This window comes from Streptomyces sp. NPDC096176 (assembly GCF_044763255.1).
Classification (GTDB): domain Bacteria; phylum Actinomycetota; class Actinomycetes; order Streptomycetales; family Streptomycetaceae; genus Streptomyces.
Map to the genome: position 1 here is coordinate 1 of NZ_JBIWFV010000012.1, position 14531 is coordinate 14531.

Genomic DNA, 14531 nt, shown 5'->3' on the forward strand with positions numbered 1-14531 from the left:
AGGAACCTCGACCATCCGAAGATGGACGGGGTATCAACATATCTGGCGTTGATTTTTGGCACACTGTTGAGTTCTCAAGGAACGGACGCTTCCTTCGGTCCCTTTCACGGGCCCTCCGGGCGCTTCCCTTCGGTGTTTCCAACACTATCAGGCTTTCATGGCCTCTCCGACCACCACCTTGCGGGCACCCTGAGGGCAACCAGTGGTTTAGACCAGTTAGGATCCGGCTTGATAAGCGCTGCTGCCGACCCCCGACTCAGCGTCGCGTTGGGGTCAGGCAGGGGTACGACAGTACAGGCCTACCGGCAGATGACGCAAATCCCTCCGGTGTGCCCCTAGTCCGTCAACTGGTAGGTCCAGGGCGGAACTAGGACTTCTCATGACCTACCCTTCTGAAACAGTGCGTCGACCACGACACGCCGTGACGGCGCCGACCGAATCTCCGCCCCTGGGAGGCTCCATGACCACAGTGACGTCCCCTCTTGCCGGACGAGCCATCGGGCTCGCCGCGGTGCCCGACCCGGTGTTCTCCGGTGCGATGGTCGGGCCCGGGACTGCCATTGACCCCGTGCGTGAGCCGTCGGAGGCCGTCTCTCCCGTTGACGGCATCATCGTTTCGCTGCACCCGCATGCCTTTGTTGTCGTCGACGACGAGGGGCACGGGGTGCTGACGCACCTCGGTATCGACACGGTGCAGCTGAATGGCGAGGGCTTCGAGCTGCTCGTCAACAAGGGGGACACCGTGCGCCGCGGTCAGGCCGTGGTGGGCTGGGACCCGTCGGCCGTCGAGGCCGCCGGCAAGTCCGCCATCTGCCCGGTCGTGGCGCTCGAGGCCACCCACGATGCTCTGTCCGGGCTCCGAGAGGACGGCGACGTGAAGGCCGGCGACAGCCTCTTCGGCTGGCAGTGACCGCCGACGCCGGTGACGGCGGGTCGGAGATTCATCGCGGCGGCACGGATCGTCGCTCTATCGGAGACGGTGAAATGGAGACAACGCTGCGAGGCGTCGGCGTGAGCCACGGTGTGGCGATCGGCGAGGTGCGGCACATGGGCACGGCGGTTCTCGAGCCGCCGGCCAAGCAGATCCCGGCACAGGACGCGGGGCGCGAGCAGGGGCGTGCCCGTCAGGCTGTCGAGGCCGTGTCCGCCGACCTGATTGCCCGCGGGAATCTGGCCGGCGGCGAGGCACAGGCGGTGCTCGAGGCGCAGGCCATGATGGCGCAGGACCCGGAGCTGATGGCCGACGTCGAGCGCCGTATCGCAGTCGGCAGCACGGCCGAGCGTGCGGTGTACGACGCCTTCGCCGCCTACCGGGCGCTGCTGGCCGGTGCCGGCGAGTACCTGGCCGGGCGGGTCGCGGATTTGGACGACGTGCGGAACCGGATCGTGGCACGACTGCTGGGCGTGCCGATGCCGGGAGTTCCCGACAGTGACGAGCCGTATGTACTGATCGCCCGGGACCTGGCGCCGGCGGACACCGCGCTTCTGGACCCGGCACTGGTGCTCGGGTTCGTCACCGAGGAGGGCGGGCCGACGAGCCACAGCGCCATTCTGGCGCGGGCGCTCGGGGTGCCTGCCGTGGTCGCTCTGCCGGGCGCGGGTGAGATCGCCGAAGGCACCATGATCGCCGTCGACGGCAGCACGGGCGAGATCTTCGTGGAGCCGAGCGACGAGAAGCGCGAGCAGATGGAGCAGGCCGCGGCCGAGCGCAGGGCGGCCCTCGCGGCTTCCACCGGCCCGGGGGCGACGTCCGACGGGCACAAGGTGCCGCTGCTGGCGAATGTCGGCGGCCCCGCGGATGTGCCCGCGGCCGTGGACGCCGGTGCCGAGGGTGTCGGTCTCTTCCGTACCGAGTTCCTGTTCCTGGACGACAGCAAGCAGGCTCCGTCGGAGGAGAAGCAGGTCGAGGCGTACCGCAAGGTGCTCGAGGCCTTTCCCGAGGGGCGAGTGGTCGTGCGGGTGCTGGACGCCGGCGCGGACAAGCCGCTCGACTTCCTGACCCCGGCCGACGAGCCGAACCCGGCGCTGGGTGTGCGCGGGCTGCGCTCGTTGCTGGACCACCCGGAGGTGCTGAGGACGCAGCTGTCGGCGCTGTCGAAGGCCGCGCAGGGGCTGCCCGTGTACCTCGAGGTCATGGCTCCGATGGTCGCGGACCGTACGGACGCCAAGGCGTTCGCCGACGCGTGCCGGGAGGCGGGCCTGCGGGCGAAGTTCGGAGCGATGGTGGAGATCCCGTCCGCCGCGCTGCGGGCGCGCTCGATCCTGCAGGAGGTGGAGTTCCTTTCGCTCGGCACCAACGACCTCGCGCAGTACACCTTCGCCGCCGACCGGCAGGTGGGTGCCGTTTCACGGCTGCAGGACCCCTGGCAGCCGGCGCTGCTCGATCTGGTGGCGCTGTCCGCAGAGGCTGCCCAGGCCGAGGGCAAGAGCTGTGGTGTGTGTGGTGAAGCTGCCTCCGATCCACTGCTGGCTTGTGTGCTGACCGGTCTGGGTGTGACGTCGCTGTCGATGGGCGCCGCGTCGATTCCTTATGTGCGGGCGACGCTCGCGAAGTACACGCTGGCGCAGTGCGAGCGTGCGGCCGCGGCGGCGCGTGCCGCGGACACCGCCGAGGAAGCCCGGGTGGCCGCGCAGGCGGTGCTGTCCGGCGAGTAGCCGCGGCACGGCGCCGATGGATGACAAGGGGGCTTCCCGCCGACGGCGGGAAGCCCCCTTCGCTGTCAGTGGTGGTGTTCCGGGTCGTCGGTGGTGATGGGGAAGCCCGCGCAGTACTCGACGCCTGGCTCCGGGGACAGGGGGTCGCCGGTGGCGGAGTCGGTGCAGTAGGCGCTGAACACCTCGCCAGCGGTGAGTGGGTCGAGGCGGCCCTGGGTGAGCCGCCAGCCGTGGAGGTGGTCGGGCGTGTCGGAGCTGCTGGTGCGGAGCACCACTCCTCCGGAGGTTTGGAGGGCGATGCCCGCGGCGAGGACGGTGACGAACTCGGCGCCTTCCGCAGCGTCGATCTGCGCCGACGTCGAGGGGCCGCCCTGGGCGTGGAGAACGGCGAGGAGCTGTTCGTCCGGGCCGGGGACGCTGCAGACGAGGTGGTGCGTGCCGGGCCCTGCCACCTCGAGCAGGCGCATCAGGATGCGGGAGGCCGTGTCGAACGCGGACCTTCCGATGTCCTGTCCGCAGTCGGCGCAGGCTCCGAGGTCGGCGAGAAGCATGGTGGCGTACTCCCACGTGGCCTGGCGGACCGCCCTGTTGATGAGCTGGGGCAGCAGCGCGCGCAGGGGTTGCCCCGTGTACGCGACGCCGGCGCCGCGGCCCGCGAGCTCTGCGGTGAAACGGCTGCGGCCTGCCGGGGCGTCGGCGTCGATGCCTGCCTCGGTGCAGTACTCGGCGAATTCCCCGGGGTCGAAGAGGGCCACGGACGTGTGCAGTTGCTGGGCAGCCAGGGATTTCAGGAGCTGCTCCGACTGCCGTAGATAGGTGCTGTAGTCGTCGAACGCGAAGGTGCGGTAGCGGCGCATGGTCGTGAAGTCCTGCTCGTCGGCGAGGATGCCGACGGTGCTCGGGACTTCTCGGCGCAGCGCGCGCCGCATCGCTGCGTTGCTGCCGGTCTGCCTGGACTGCCTGGACTGCCTGATGTGCGCCATGTCGATTCCCCCAGTGCGCTGTCGATCATTCGTGACTCACGGTAGTGGGAGGCACTGACAATCCGGCTCCGGCAGCCGGTCGCGTGCGAGCCGGCCTTGGGCGAGGCACACCGCGCAGAAACCCTTGAGGACGGCATCGAGAACGAACATGCCCCGGACATCGCGGGCGCGCCGCTCCATGCACCCGCGTCCGGAGGCCTCGCGCCGTGCGGCCTACGTGCGGACCGCCACCAAGCTTCTGGGTACGGACTTGCGGTGGGCCACGGCGGCGTGCGACCCGACGATGCCGGCGCGTCACGACGGGCGGCTGCGGCTGACGTGGGGGTGGATCAGTCATCTGCTGCAGCGCACGGTCCTCGGCCTGATGACCGACTCCGACACGCAGGCCCTGGCGGCCCGCGCCCGGTCCGCCTACGGCGAGCGGCGGCGGGAGCTGGTGTCCGAGTTGGCCTCACGCGGGGTGGAGGCACACGGGGTGGGCGGGATGAATGTGTGGGTGCCCGTCCGCGACGAGTCCGCAGTCGTGCACGGACTGCGTTCGAGGGGCTGGTGGGTCGCGGCCGGGGCACGGGTTACGGCTCTCGGCGGCCCCCGGGTGCGGATCACGGCCGCCGACTGCAGCCGGCCGACGCTGCTCGGCCGGCCTCGGACTTCGCCGGCGTGCTGGGTGAGTCCGAGACGACCTACGGGGGTTGACCACGACCGGGGCTACTTGCGGCCGCGCGCGATCTCCTCGTAGAAGCGGAGGAGTTCGGGGTTGTCCACGGAGCCCGGGTTGACCGCCTTGGCGAGCGCGGTGCCCTGGAGGAGTCGTTTGACCGGGACCTCGATGCGCTTGCCGGTGAGCGTGTGGGGGACGCCGGGGACCTCGATGATGTCGTCGGGGACGTGCCGCGGCGAGAGGTTCTCGCGGATGGACTGCTTGATGCGGGTGCGCAGGCCGTCGTCGAGGACGGCGCCCTCGGCGAGGTGGACGAAGAGCGGCATCCAGTAGCCGCCGTCCGGTTCCTCGAGGCCGATGACGAGCGACTCGCGGATCTCGGGGAGGCGTTCGACGACCTCGTAGATGTCGGCCGAACCCATGCGGACGCCCTGACGGTTGAGCGTGGAGTCGGAGCGGCCGTGGATGATCACGGAGCCGCGGTCGGTGATGGTGATCCAGTCGCCGTGTCGCCACACGCCGGGATACATCTCGAAGTAGCTGTCGCGGTAGCGGCTGCCGTCGGGGTCGTTCCAGAACCGGATCGGCATCGAGGGCATCGGGTTGGTGACCACCAGTTCACCGACCTCGCCGACGACCGGTTTGCCCTGCGGGTCCCAGGACTGCAGGTCGGTACCGAGGCACGCGGCCTGCAACTCGCCGATCTCGACGGGAAGCGTGGGCACGGCTCCTGCGAAGCAGCTGCACACGTCGGTGCCGCCGCTGACGGAGGCGATCCACAGGTTGTCCGCCACCTGGTCGTGCAGCCAGCGGAAGCCGTCGGGCGGCAGCGGGGAGCCGGTGGTGGCGACGCACTTGACGCGCGAGAGGTCGAAGTCCCCTCCGGGGTGGACATCCGCCTTGGCGCAGGCCATGACGTACGCGGCGGAGGTGCCGAACAAGGTGGCCTCCGTGCGTTCCGCGACCCGCCACTGGGCGCCGGTGTCGGGATAGCCGGGGCTGCCGTCGTACAGGACGACGGTGGTGCCGGTGAGCAGGCCGGAGACGAGGAAGTTCCACATCATCCAGCCGGTGGAGGTGTACCAGAAGAACCGGTCGCCGGGGCCGAGGTCGCAGTGGAGACCGAGCTGCTTGAAGTGCTCCAGCAGGATGCCGCCCTGGGACTGGACGATGGCCTTGGGCAGGCCGGTGGTGCCAGAGGAGTACAGCACCCACAGCGGGTGGTCGAAGGGGACCTGTTCGAAGACCGGCTCGGCGTGTCCCACGGTCACCGCGGTCCAGTCGAGGGCGCCCTCGGGGGCGTCGGTCCCGAGCAGCGGGATGTGGACGACCGCACGCAGGGTGGGCAGTTCGCGGCGCAGCTCGGCGACGGTTTCCGTGCGGTCGTGCTCCTTGCCGCCGTAGCGGTAGCCGTCGACCGTGAACAGGACAACGGGTTCGACCTGTTGGAAGCGGTCGAGGACGCTGCGGGCGCCGAAGTCGGGGGCGCAGGAGGTCCACACCGCGCCGACCGCGGCGGTGGCGAGGAGCGCTGTGACGGCCTGCGGGATGTTCGGGAGGTAGCCGCTGACGCGGTCCCCGGGCCTGACGCCGAGGGCGCGCAGCTCGGCGGCGAGCGCGCCGACCTGGCGCCGGAGCTCGGACCAGCTGATGGGCGTCGCCTCATGTGTCTCGTCCACATACAGCAGCGCGGGATCATGGGCACGCGTGGGATCTTCGGCGGTGCGCAGGGCGTGCTCGGCGTAGTTGAGGGTGGCGCCCGGGAACCACTGGGCACCGGGCATCGCTCGGTCGGCTAGGACGCGCGAGTACGGGGTCGAGAAGCGGATCTCGAACCATTCGGCGACCGCCTGCCAGAACGTCTCCAGCTCGTCGACGGACCAGCGGTGCAGCGCCTGGTAACCGCCCTCGGCGGGTGCCCCGTGGCGCTCGGCGGCCCAGGCCTGGAATCGGGTGATCCGGGCGGCGGCGATGCGGTCGGGGTCGGGCTGCCAGAGAGGGGCAGGGTTCGCGCTTGAGGTCATTGGTCGGCTCCCGGGCTGGCTCTACGCGGTGTGTGCGTGCCGCCGCGCACGGGCGGGGTGTGCGCGGACGCGGCTGACAGGACGATGCCATGTGATCGTCTTTCGCACCAGGGCTGATCCCCCATGGTCAGCTTGGCGAATATGTGCTCCCATCACGGGTGAACGGCAGTTGAACAGCGCATCTGCGTCCGCTCTCGGATGGCAGGGTGATCCGCATGGACGGTCGTGATCTGGTGCGCTCTGTGAGAACGTTCGCTACGGCTCAGGGGCTGCGGGCCGCCCGCTCGGCATGGCGCCGGCACCGGGCCGATGCCGTGGGCCTGCCGGCCAGGGGCCCGGAGCGGGCCAGGGTGCCGGGCCCGGCGACCGGCGCGGAGCCGCTGCCCGGTGGGGGCGTCGTACGGTTCGCCCGTGCCGAGCTGCGCATCGTGGTGACGGTGGGCGGTGCGGTGTTCCTGGGATGGGACGGTGCGCTGCCGGAACCCTCCTACGCCCTGGCCGGCGTGCCTCCCGAGCCCGATGCCCGGGTGGCGATCGAGCCGGACAAGGACGGCGGCTGGCGGGTGGTCTCCGAGCGGCTGACGGTCGAGGTCTCGCGGCACGGCGGGGTGGAGATCCGCACGCCGGGCGGTGTGGTGCTGCGGCGGGATCTGCCGCCGCGCTGGTGGGAGCCGGTCGGAGGAGGGTCCGCGCGCTGGGTGCAGCGCAGCGAGATCGCCGCCGACGCGCGCCTGTTCGGGCTCGGCGGGCGGGCTTCGGGACCGCGGCTGCGGGACGGTGTCTATGGGCTGTGGAACACGGCGCCGCAGGAAGGGTTCGGTCCGGGCGAGGACCCGTTGTACATCACGATGCCGGTGCAGCTGGTGGTTGCCGACGCGGCCACCCATCTCGCCTTCCACGACAACACGTGGGAGGGCAGGGTCAGCGTCCGTGAGGGTGAGGAGGGCGCAGGGTCCGGCCACGACCGGCCCGGCACCGTCGAGCTGCGGATGGAGGGCGGGCCGCTGCGCAGCTGGGTGCTGGTGGGCATGCCCGCGCGGGTCCTCTTCGGATGGGCGCAGCTGACGGGGGCTCCCGCGCTGCCCCCTTCGTGGGCGCTCGGCGCGCAGCGCGTCGTACGGACCGACAGCGAGGAGGAACTGCGCAGGGCCGCGGCCGCCCATCGTGAGCTGGAACTTCCGCTGTCGGCCGTCCATGTCGGCGGCCTCTTCGGCGACGGCTTCGACGGCGCACCGTCAGGGCTCACAGGCGACCGTGATCGTTTCCCCTCCCTGCCGGAGGTCGCGAAAGATCTGCGCGAGGAAGGGGTGCGACTGGTCCGCGCGGTCTGCCCGGCGGTGGGCGCCGTGCCGGGAGAGGCGGTGTACGACAGTGGGTCCTCGGCGGGGCTGTTCGTGCGGGACTCCAGGGGCGCCGAAGTGCGGGGCACGGCCGGTCGGCAGGAGTGCGTCTTCCCGGACTTCACGGAGCCGCGGGTGCGCGAGTGGTGGGGCGAGCTGTACGAGGAGGGACTCGCCCAGGGCTTCTCGGGTGTGTGGCACGACCGGAACGAGCCGGTGGCCTGCACGGCCTTCGGCAGTATGACGCTCCCCCGGTCATCGCTGCACGCGCTGGACGGGCGCCCCGGCGACCATCGGGAGGCGCACAACGTGTACGGGCTGGGAATGGCCCGCGCCGGCTACGAGGCGCTGCGCCGGCTGCGTCCCGAAGAGCGGCCGTTCCTCGTCTCCCGCTCCGGCTGGGCGGGGATGCAGCGGTACGGCGGCGCCGGGTCCGGGGAGGTCTCGGCGGGCTGGCCGGGACTGCGGGCAACGCTGTCACTGGTACTGGGGCTCGGGCTGTGCGGCGTTCCCTATGCGGGGGCGGATGTGGGCGCCGACGGGGGGCCGTCGCCGGAGCTGTATCTTCGGCGGCTCCAGCTGGCGGCGTACCTGCCACTGATGCGTACGAAGGAGGCCACGCCGCCGCGGGCGTACGGCCCGGAGGTGGCGGCGCACGCGAGGGCCGCCCTGGTGGAGCGGGCCCGGCTCGGCCCGTACTTCGTGACGCTGGCGCACCTGGCCCGGCTGACCGGGGCGCCGTATGTGCGTCCGCTGTGGTGGGGATGTCCGGAGGACCGGGCGCTGCGGGACTGCGAGGACGCTTTTCTGTTGGGCGACTCGTTGCTCGTGGCTCCGGTGCTGGAGCGGGGCGCGGACCGGCGTGCGGTGCGGCTGCCGCGCGGCCGGTGGTACGACACGGCCACCGGCCGGTCCTACGAGGGCCCCGGCCAAGTGCTCGTTGACGCACCGCTGTCCCGGATTCCGGTGCTCGCACGTGCGGGTGCGGTGCTGCCGGTGCTCGACATGGCCGGCGGAGAGGGCGACGGACAGGACCGGGTCGGGCTGGAGGTCTGGGCGCCGGCCGTGGGACGCACGGGTGGCGGGCTGGTGGTGCGGGACACCGGGGACGGCTGGGCCGAGCCGGAGGTCGAGCGCTGGACGACCCGCCTGGTGAACGGGCGGGTTGTGGTGGAACGGGTCACCGACGGCGGACCGGTCACGGCCGAGGGACCGGTACGGGTGCGGGGCCTGGAGTGACGGCGAGCCGCGTTGCACGGCGGCCGACGGGGCGCGCCCTCGGACCGGCGCTCCGTCGGCCGGGCGTCCCTCAGAACGACAGGCGCGCCCTCAGTTAACGACAGGCGCGCCCTCAGTTGGTGTAGACGCCGGAGAACCAGTTCCGCGCGGCGATCGTGTGGAGGGGGAACGCGAGGTCCGCGGGGCCGCGCAGCAGCCGCCAGCCGTCGGTCTCGTCGGTCGGGAGGGACGGCGGCAGTTCGGCCGCCGACCGCACGGGGAGCAGCCCGAGGACGAGCAGATGTCCGGCCGGGGAACTGAGGGCGTCTGCGAGCCGCACGTCGCGCTCCGAAGCCTCGATACCGGTCTCCTCCCGAAGCTCGCGCACCACCGCGTGCCGCCAGTCCTCGCCGTGGTCGATGAATCCGCCGGGCAGAGCGGTTCCGCCGAGGGCGGGCGCGATCGTGCGGGTGATGACGACGAGGCCGGTGCCGTGGGCGTCGCGCACGGGCAGCAGTGCGACGGCGACCGGCAGCGGATTGCGGTAGGCGATCTCGCCGCAGGCGGGACAGGTGCGGGGCCAGCCTGCGGTGGAGCCGTACGGCGCTCCGCAGTGGCCGCAGTGGGAGTCCTTGGACACGCGCGGACTGTATCCGATCACTCTTTCCCGGCGGGCCGGTACCTGGTAAACGGTGGGCGCATGACTCGACTTGGTTCCGCCTTGCGTGCTCTGACCGCCACAGCCGCCGCTCTGCTCACCGTCACCACAGCGGCTCCCGCAGCCCGGGCAGTTCCCGAACCCAAGGCGCCGCGGGAGTTCGTGGCGCTGCGCGCCGTGGCGCCGACGATCATTCAGGAGATGCGTTACACGACGCCGCACAACTTCGTGGGCGAGCCGGTCGACGGCTACCGGCAGCCGGTGTGCATCGTCACGCGGCCCGCGGCGCAGGCGCTGCGCCGGGCGCAGTCGGCGCTGCTGCGGCAGGGGTACTCGCTGAAGGTGTACGACTGCTACCGCCCGCAGCGTGCTGTCGACCACTTCGTGCGGTGGGCGAAGGATCTCGAGGACGAGACGATGAAGAAGGAGTTCTATCCGCAAGTCGACAAGTCGCGTCTCTTCGCGGATGGTTACATCGCGGAGAAGTCCGGGCACAGCCGCGGCAGCACGGTGGACCTGACGATCGTGAAGCTGCCCGCCCTGCCGACCCGGCCGTATGTGCCGGGCGAGCCGCTCGCGCCGTGCTACGCGCCCCAGGCCGAACGGTTCCCGGACAACTCGGTCGACATGGGGACCGGGTACGACTGCTTCGACACCCTGTCGCACACCGACGATCCGCGGATCACCGGCGAGCAGCGCGCCAACCGGGAACTGCTGAGGGGCACCCTCGCGGCGGTCGGGTTCGTGAACCTGCCGGAGGAGTGGTGGCACTTCACGTACAAGCCGGAGCCCTTCCCCGACAGGTACTTCGATTTCCCCGTAGCGGTGCGTTCGGTCGCGGGGCACCGGGCGGGCTGACGCTGGGCGCTGCGGCGGCTAACGTGCCGGCATGACGCAGCAGCAGACTTTCCGGTCGTACGAGGAGTTCTGGCCCTACTACGTCGCGATGCACTCCCGGGCGGCGACTCGGTGGGTGCATCTGACGGGCACGCTGACCGGGCTCGCGGTCACCGCCTACGGTCTGGCACGGGGGCGGAAACGTTTCGTGGCCGCGCTGCCGTTGATCGGCTACGGGACGGCGTGGCCTGCCCACTTCTTCATCGAGGGGAACAATCCGGCGACGTTCGGGCATCCGGCGTGGTCGCTGCGCGGTGACATGCAGATGATCCGGATGATGCTGGCGGGCAGGGACGCCGAGCTGGCGGAGATCGCCGCCAAGTGGCTCGCGGAGAACCGCTGACTGCTCGTTCCCCGCGCTTGGTCATGCCGTGAACAGCGCATGCTGTCGGCGACCTTGACGCCCCATCACGGCCGGTGAAAACTGCCTGTTCGTCGGCAGCTCCGTACGTCGGCGCGCACGCTCACCACGCTCGTCACGGACACCGGGCGTGGCAGGGATCCGCCCTGCCGCCGGCTCCGTAGCCATGGACGTCCATGAAATGCACATGGAGCACGAACCCTGCACGGAGGGCCGGGGCAGGTGTCCCGGGCGAGGGCCAAGGAGCCGCCATGAGCAACGCAGACATATTCCTCGGTGAGGTCATCGGCACCGCGATACTCATTCTCTTCGGCGCAGGTGTCTGCGCCGCCGTCACCCTGCATCACTCCAAGGCGAAGTCCGCGGGCTGGGTCGTCATCGCGTTCGGCTGGGGCTTCGGTGTGCTGGCCGGCGCGTACACCGCCGCACCGCTGTCCGGCGGGCACCTCAACCCGGCGGTCACCGTGGGCGTCGCCGTCGACACCGGCGAGTGGAGCAAGGTGCCGCTCTACATCGTGTCGCAGATGATCGGCGCGATCGTCGGTGCCGTACTGGCGTACCTCGTCTACTTCGCACAGTTCCAGGCGAACGGCGACGCCAAGAACGCCCAGCCGACGCTGGGGATCTTCGCCACCGGTCCGGAGATCCGCAAACCGTGGGCGAACGCCCTCACGGAGATCATCGCGACGATGGGGCTGGTCCTGCCGATTCTCGCGTTCGGGAAGAACGACGGCATCGGCATCGGACCGATTCCCGGCGAGGACGCCGGAATCTACGGCTCCGGCATCTCCATCCTGCTGGTCTCGCTGCTGGTCGTCGGCATCGGCCTCTCGCTCGGCGGGCCGACCGGTTACGCCATCAACCCGGCCCGCGATCTCGGTCCGCGCATTGCGCACGCCGTTCTGCCGATCCCCAACAAGGGGATGTCCGACTGGGGTTATGCCTGGGTGCCGGTAGCCGGGCCGCTCGTCGGAGCACTGCTGGCCGGACTCATCTTCAACGCGGCCTTCTAGGGCCGCCGCCGGCCTTTCCCCGGCCCTCCGGCCGGCCGATTCGAGAAGGGGACGTCATGACGGACAGGTTCGTCGCCGCAATCGATCAGGGCACCACGTCCAGCCGCTGCATCATCTTCAACCAGGACGGCGCCGTCGTCGCCGTCGACCAGCGCGAACACCGCCAGATCTTCCCGAGGCCCGGGTGGGTGGAGCACGACGCGACCGAGATCTGGTCGAAGGTGCAGGCGGTCGTCGCCGGGGCCGTCGCCAAGGCGGGTCTGCGCGCCGACCAGCTCAGCGCCCTCGGGATCACCAACCAGCGCGAGACGACGGTGCTGTGGGACCGGGCGACCGGAAAGCCCGTGCACAACGCGATCGTCTGGCAGGACACCCGTACGGCGGCTCTCTGCCACGAACTGGGCGGCTCGGACGGGCAGGACCGCTTCCGCGACACCACCGGTCTGCCGCTGGCCAGCTACTTCTCGGGGCCGAAGGCCGCCTGGCTGCTGGACGAGGTGCCCGGGCTGCGTGCGCGGGCGGAGCGGGGCGAGATCGCGTTCGGCACCATCGACTCCTGGTTGATCTGGAACCTCACCGGCGGCACGGACGGCGGCGTGCACGTCACCGATGTGACCAACGCGTCGCGCACCATGCTGATGGACCTCCGGACCCTGGAGTGGGACGCGGAGATCCTTGCCGCGATGAATCTGCCGAAGGAGATGCTGCCCGAGATCCGGTCCTCCTCTGAGGTGTACGGGACAGCCGTCGGCCAGCTCGCCGGGGTCCCCGTGGCCTCCGCGCTCGGCGACCAGCAGGCCGCGATCTTCGGCCAGGCCTGCTACGACATCGGCACGGCCAAGAACACCTACGGGACCGGCAGCTTCCTGCTGCTCAACACCGGCAACCGGTTCGTCCCCTCGAAGAGCGGGCTGATCACGACGCTCGGCTACAAGATCGGCGACGAGTCACCCGTCTACTGCCTGGAGGGGTCCATCGCCATCACCGGCGCCCTCGTGCAGTGGTTCCGTGACCAGCTCGGCATCATCCGCTCGGCCGGGGAGATCGAGACGTTGGCCGCGAGCGTGGAGGACAACGGCGGCGCGTACATCGTGCCGGCGTTCTCCGGCCTCTATGCCCCCTATTGGCGCTCCGACGCACGCGGTGTCGTCACGGGCCTGACCAGGTATGTGACGAAGGCGCACCTCGCACGGGCGGTCCTGGAGGCGACCAGCTGGCAGACGCGTGAGGTGGTCGACGCCATGTACCAGGACTCCGGGGTGCAGATCACCACGCTCAAGGTCGACGGAGGCATGACGGCCAACAATCTCCTGATGCAGCATCAGGCGGATGTGCTGGCCGTGCCGGTGATCCGGCCGAAGGTGTCGGAGACGACCTGTCTGGGCGCGGCGTACGCGGCCGGGCTGGCGACGGGTGTCTGGTCGGGCCTGGACGAGCTCAAGACCCACTGGCAGCGCGACGTGGAGTGGTCGCCGCGGATGGAGGCGGAGGTCCGCGAGCGCGAGTACCACAACTGGCGCAAGGCGGTGGAGAAGAGCTTCGGCTGGGAGGAGGAAGCCGGCCAGGGCTGAGCCGCCGCCCTGGCCTGTTCGGGGCTCGGCCCCCGGCTTGGGGCCCGGCCGGGTGTGCGCGGCAGCGGCACCGAGCCCGATCCGCAGCGGTTGCACAGAGCCCACGGCCCGTACCCCTGTCGGTGGGGGTACGGGCCGTGTCACCTCATGGGCTCAGGTCGTGGCGTGCTCGCGCACCTGGTCGGCGCGGGCCAGGGCGTGCTCGACCACCGCGACGAGGATGTCCTTGACGGACTCCCGCTCGCGAGCGTCACCCATCAACAGCGGCACTTCGGGATCGAGGTCGAGCGCGGCGCGTACGGTCTCCTCGGGGAAGCGGTTCGCCCCCTCGAAGCAGTTGACCGCGACCGCGAAGGGAATTCCTCGGCGTTCGAAGTAGTCGATGCCCGCGAAGCAGTCCTCGAGACGGCGTGTGTCGGCGAGGACGACGGCGCCGAGCGCGCCCTGCGCCAGCTCGTCCCACAGGAACCAGAAGCGGTCCTGGCCCGGGGTACCGAACAGGTACAGGACCAGGTCCTCGCGCAGGGTGATGCGCCCGAAGTCCATGGCGACCGTGGTGGTCGTCTTGGTCTCGACGCCGGCGAGGTCGTCCACCGGCCGGCCGGCCTCGGTGAGCGTCTCCTCCGTACGCAGCGGTTTGATCTCGCTGACCGCGCCGACCAGGGTGGTCTTGCCGACGCCGAAGCCGCCGGCCACCAGGATCTTCAGAGTCACCGGCTCGATCGGCGCCTTGCGGCGGCTAGAGCGCCCGAAGACCATTGATCACCTCGCGGAGAATGCTCACGTCCGGCAGTTCGGCCGGCGGAACGGGACGGGTTACGTGTACGAGCGCGTCGTCGACGAGATCGCCGACGAGCACGCGGACCACACCGACGGGCAGGTCCAGACCGGCGGCAAGTTCGGCGATCGACTGCGGGGTGCCGCCACAGCGTTCGACGATCTCGACGTGTTCCGGCGAGAGCGTCTGGTCACGGCCCGGGTCGTCGGCCGCGGCCTCCGGCACGACCAGGGCGATCAGGTCGAGCCGGTGGCGGCCCGCGTGGCTGGTTCGGCCTCGGGTCATCGCGTACGGGCGCACCACCGGGCCCGCGTCGGCGTCGATCCAGTGGTGCGACCTGTGACCATGCTGGAGTGAGTCACTCATGGCCGC

At 70.7% G+C, this 14531-nt stretch carries 13 protein-coding genes; 8 read left to right on the forward strand and 5 right to left on the reverse strand.

The features are described from left to right. Nucleotides 1-460: 460 nt before the first annotated feature. Nucleotides 461-910, forward strand: coding sequence for a PTS glucose transporter subunit IIA (locus ACIQ7Q_RS27865; protein ID WP_403867766.1), 450 nt, complete (start codon nucleotides 461-463; stop codon nucleotides 908-910). Nucleotides 911-984: 74 nt separating this feature from the next. Beyond that, nucleotides 985-2655, forward strand: coding sequence for a phosphoenolpyruvate--protein phosphotransferase (ptsP, locus tag ACIQ7Q_RS27870; protein ID WP_403867769.1), 1671 nt, complete (start codon nucleotides 985-987; stop codon nucleotides 2653-2655). Between the two features lie 65 nt (nucleotides 2656-2720). Here ptsP and ACIQ7Q_RS27875 read toward each other — a convergent pair whose 3' ends face one another. Continuing rightward, nucleotides 2721-3638 carry a hypothetical protein gene (locus ACIQ7Q_RS27875; protein ID WP_403867772.1) on the reverse strand — a complete coding sequence of 306 codons (918 nt, stop codon included), beginning with the start codon at nucleotides 3636-3638 and terminating at the stop codon, nucleotides 2721-2723. Nucleotides 3639-3786: 148 nt separating this feature from the next. On the opposite strand from ACIQ7Q_RS27875, the gene ACIQ7Q_RS27880 reads away from it, so the two are divergent. After that, nucleotides 3787-4377, forward strand: a complete 591-nt coding sequence (locus tag ACIQ7Q_RS27880) for a hypothetical protein (protein ID WP_403867775.1) — start codon at nucleotides 3787-3789, stop codon at nucleotides 4375-4377. Here ACIQ7Q_RS27880 and ACIQ7Q_RS27885 read toward each other — a convergent pair. Further along, nucleotides 4347-6323: an acetoacetate--CoA ligase gene (locus ACIQ7Q_RS27885; RefSeq protein WP_403867777.1), complete on the reverse strand. Its 1977-nt coding sequence runs from the start codon at nucleotides 6321-6323 to the stop codon at nucleotides 4347-4349. The genes ACIQ7Q_RS27880 and ACIQ7Q_RS27885 overlap by 31 nt on opposite strands. Before the next feature lie 215 nt (nucleotides 6324-6538). Here ACIQ7Q_RS27885 and ACIQ7Q_RS27890 point away from each other — a divergent pair, with 215 nt between their 5' ends. Then, a complete protein-coding gene (locus ACIQ7Q_RS27890) occupies nucleotides 6539-8902 on the forward strand; it encodes a glycoside hydrolase family 31 protein (RefSeq protein WP_403867779.1) in 2364 nt (787 codons plus the stop codon). 112 nt (nucleotides 8903-9014) lie between these two features. Here ACIQ7Q_RS27890 and ACIQ7Q_RS27895 read toward each other — a convergent pair whose 3' ends face one another. Next, complete coding sequence (locus ACIQ7Q_RS27895; RefSeq protein ID WP_403867782.1) at nucleotides 9015-9521, reverse strand: NUDIX domain-containing protein; 507 nt, start codon at nucleotides 9519-9521, stop codon at nucleotides 9015-9017. Nucleotides 9522-9581: 60 nt separating this feature from the next. On the opposite strand from ACIQ7Q_RS27895, the gene ACIQ7Q_RS27900 reads away from it, so the two are divergent. The 4 genes from ACIQ7Q_RS27900 (at nucleotide 9582) to glpK (ending at nucleotide 13381) form a co-directional block, all read left to right on the forward strand. Continuing rightward, nucleotides 9582-10397, forward strand: coding sequence for a M15 family metallopeptidase (locus ACIQ7Q_RS27900; RefSeq protein WP_403867785.1), 816 nt, complete (start codon nucleotides 9582-9584; stop codon nucleotides 10395-10397). 31 nt (nucleotides 10398-10428) lie between these two features. After that, nucleotides 10429-10779: an Mpo1-like protein gene (locus ACIQ7Q_RS27905; RefSeq protein WP_403867787.1), complete on the forward strand. Its 351-nt coding sequence runs from the start codon at nucleotides 10429-10431 to the stop codon at nucleotides 10777-10779. 269 nt (nucleotides 10780-11048) lie between these two features. Next, complete coding sequence (locus tag ACIQ7Q_RS27910) at nucleotides 11049-11810, forward strand: MIP/aquaporin family protein (protein ID WP_403867790.1); 762 nt, start codon at nucleotides 11049-11051, stop codon at nucleotides 11808-11810. Nucleotides 11811-11866: 56 nt separating this feature from the next. Next, nucleotides 11867-13381, forward strand: a complete 1515-nt coding sequence (glpK, locus tag ACIQ7Q_RS27915) for a glycerol kinase GlpK (protein WP_403867793.1) — start codon at nucleotides 11867-11869, stop codon at nucleotides 13379-13381. A gap of 153 nt (nucleotides 13382-13534) precedes the next feature. Here glpK and ACIQ7Q_RS27920 read toward each other — a convergent pair whose 3' ends face one another. Both ACIQ7Q_RS27920 and ACIQ7Q_RS27925 read right to left on the reverse strand, forming a co-directional pair. Continuing rightward, entirely contained in the window at nucleotides 13535-14140 is a 606-nt protein-coding gene (locus tag ACIQ7Q_RS27920) for a GTP-binding protein (RefSeq protein ID WP_403867796.1), read from the reverse strand. Beyond that, nucleotides 14121-14525, reverse strand: a complete 405-nt coding sequence (locus ACIQ7Q_RS27925) for a DUF742 domain-containing protein (RefSeq protein WP_403867798.1) — start codon at nucleotides 14523-14525, stop codon at nucleotides 14121-14123. Before ACIQ7Q_RS27925 ends, ACIQ7Q_RS27920 begins: the two co-directional genes overlap by 20 nt. Between the last annotated feature and the right edge of the window lie 6 nt (nucleotides 14526-14531).

Bases quoted from the DNA above. Each gene is read 5' to 3' on its own strand.
- ptsP (WP_403867769.1), top strand. From the start codon at position 985: ATGGAGACAACGCTGCGAGGCGTCGGCGTGAGCCACGGTGTGGCGATC.
- ACIQ7Q_RS27900 (WP_403867785.1), top strand. From the start codon at position 9,582: ATGACTCGACTTGGTTCCGCCTTGCGTGCTCTGACCGCCACAGCCGCC.
- glpK (WP_403867793.1), top strand. From the start codon at position 11,867: ATGACGGACAGGTTCGTCGCCGCAATCGATCAGGGCACCACGTCCAGC.
- ACIQ7Q_RS27890 (WP_403867779.1), top strand. From the start codon at position 6,539: ATGGACGGTCGTGATCTGGTGCGCTCTGTGAGAACGTTCGCTACGGCT.
- ACIQ7Q_RS27865 (WP_403867766.1), top strand. From the start codon at position 461: ATGACCACAGTGACGTCCCCTCTTGCCGGACGAGCCATCGGGCTCGCC.
- ACIQ7Q_RS27910 (WP_403867790.1), top strand. From the start codon at position 11,049: ATGAGCAACGCAGACATATTCCTCGGTGAGGTCATCGGCACCGCGATA.
- ACIQ7Q_RS27925 (WP_403867798.1), bottom strand. From the start codon at position 14,525: ATGAGTGACTCACTCCAGCATGGTCACAGGTCGCACCACTGGATCGAC.
- ACIQ7Q_RS27920 (WP_403867796.1), bottom strand. From the start codon at position 14,140: ATGGTCTTCGGGCGCTCTAGCCGCCGCAAGGCGCCGATCGAGCCGGTG.
- ACIQ7Q_RS27875 (WP_403867772.1), bottom strand. From the start codon at position 3,638: ATGGCGCACATCAGGCAGTCCAGGCAGTCCAGGCAGACCGGCAGCAAC.
- ACIQ7Q_RS27885 (WP_403867777.1), bottom strand. From the start codon at position 6,323: ATGACCTCAAGCGCGAACCCTGCCCCTCTCTGGCAGCCCGACCCCGAC.
- ACIQ7Q_RS27880 (WP_403867775.1), top strand. From the start codon at position 3,787: ATGCCCCGGACATCGCGGGCGCGCCGCTCCATGCACCCGCGTCCGGAG.
- ACIQ7Q_RS27905 (WP_403867787.1), top strand. From the start codon at position 10,429: ATGACGCAGCAGCAGACTTTCCGGTCGTACGAGGAGTTCTGGCCCTAC.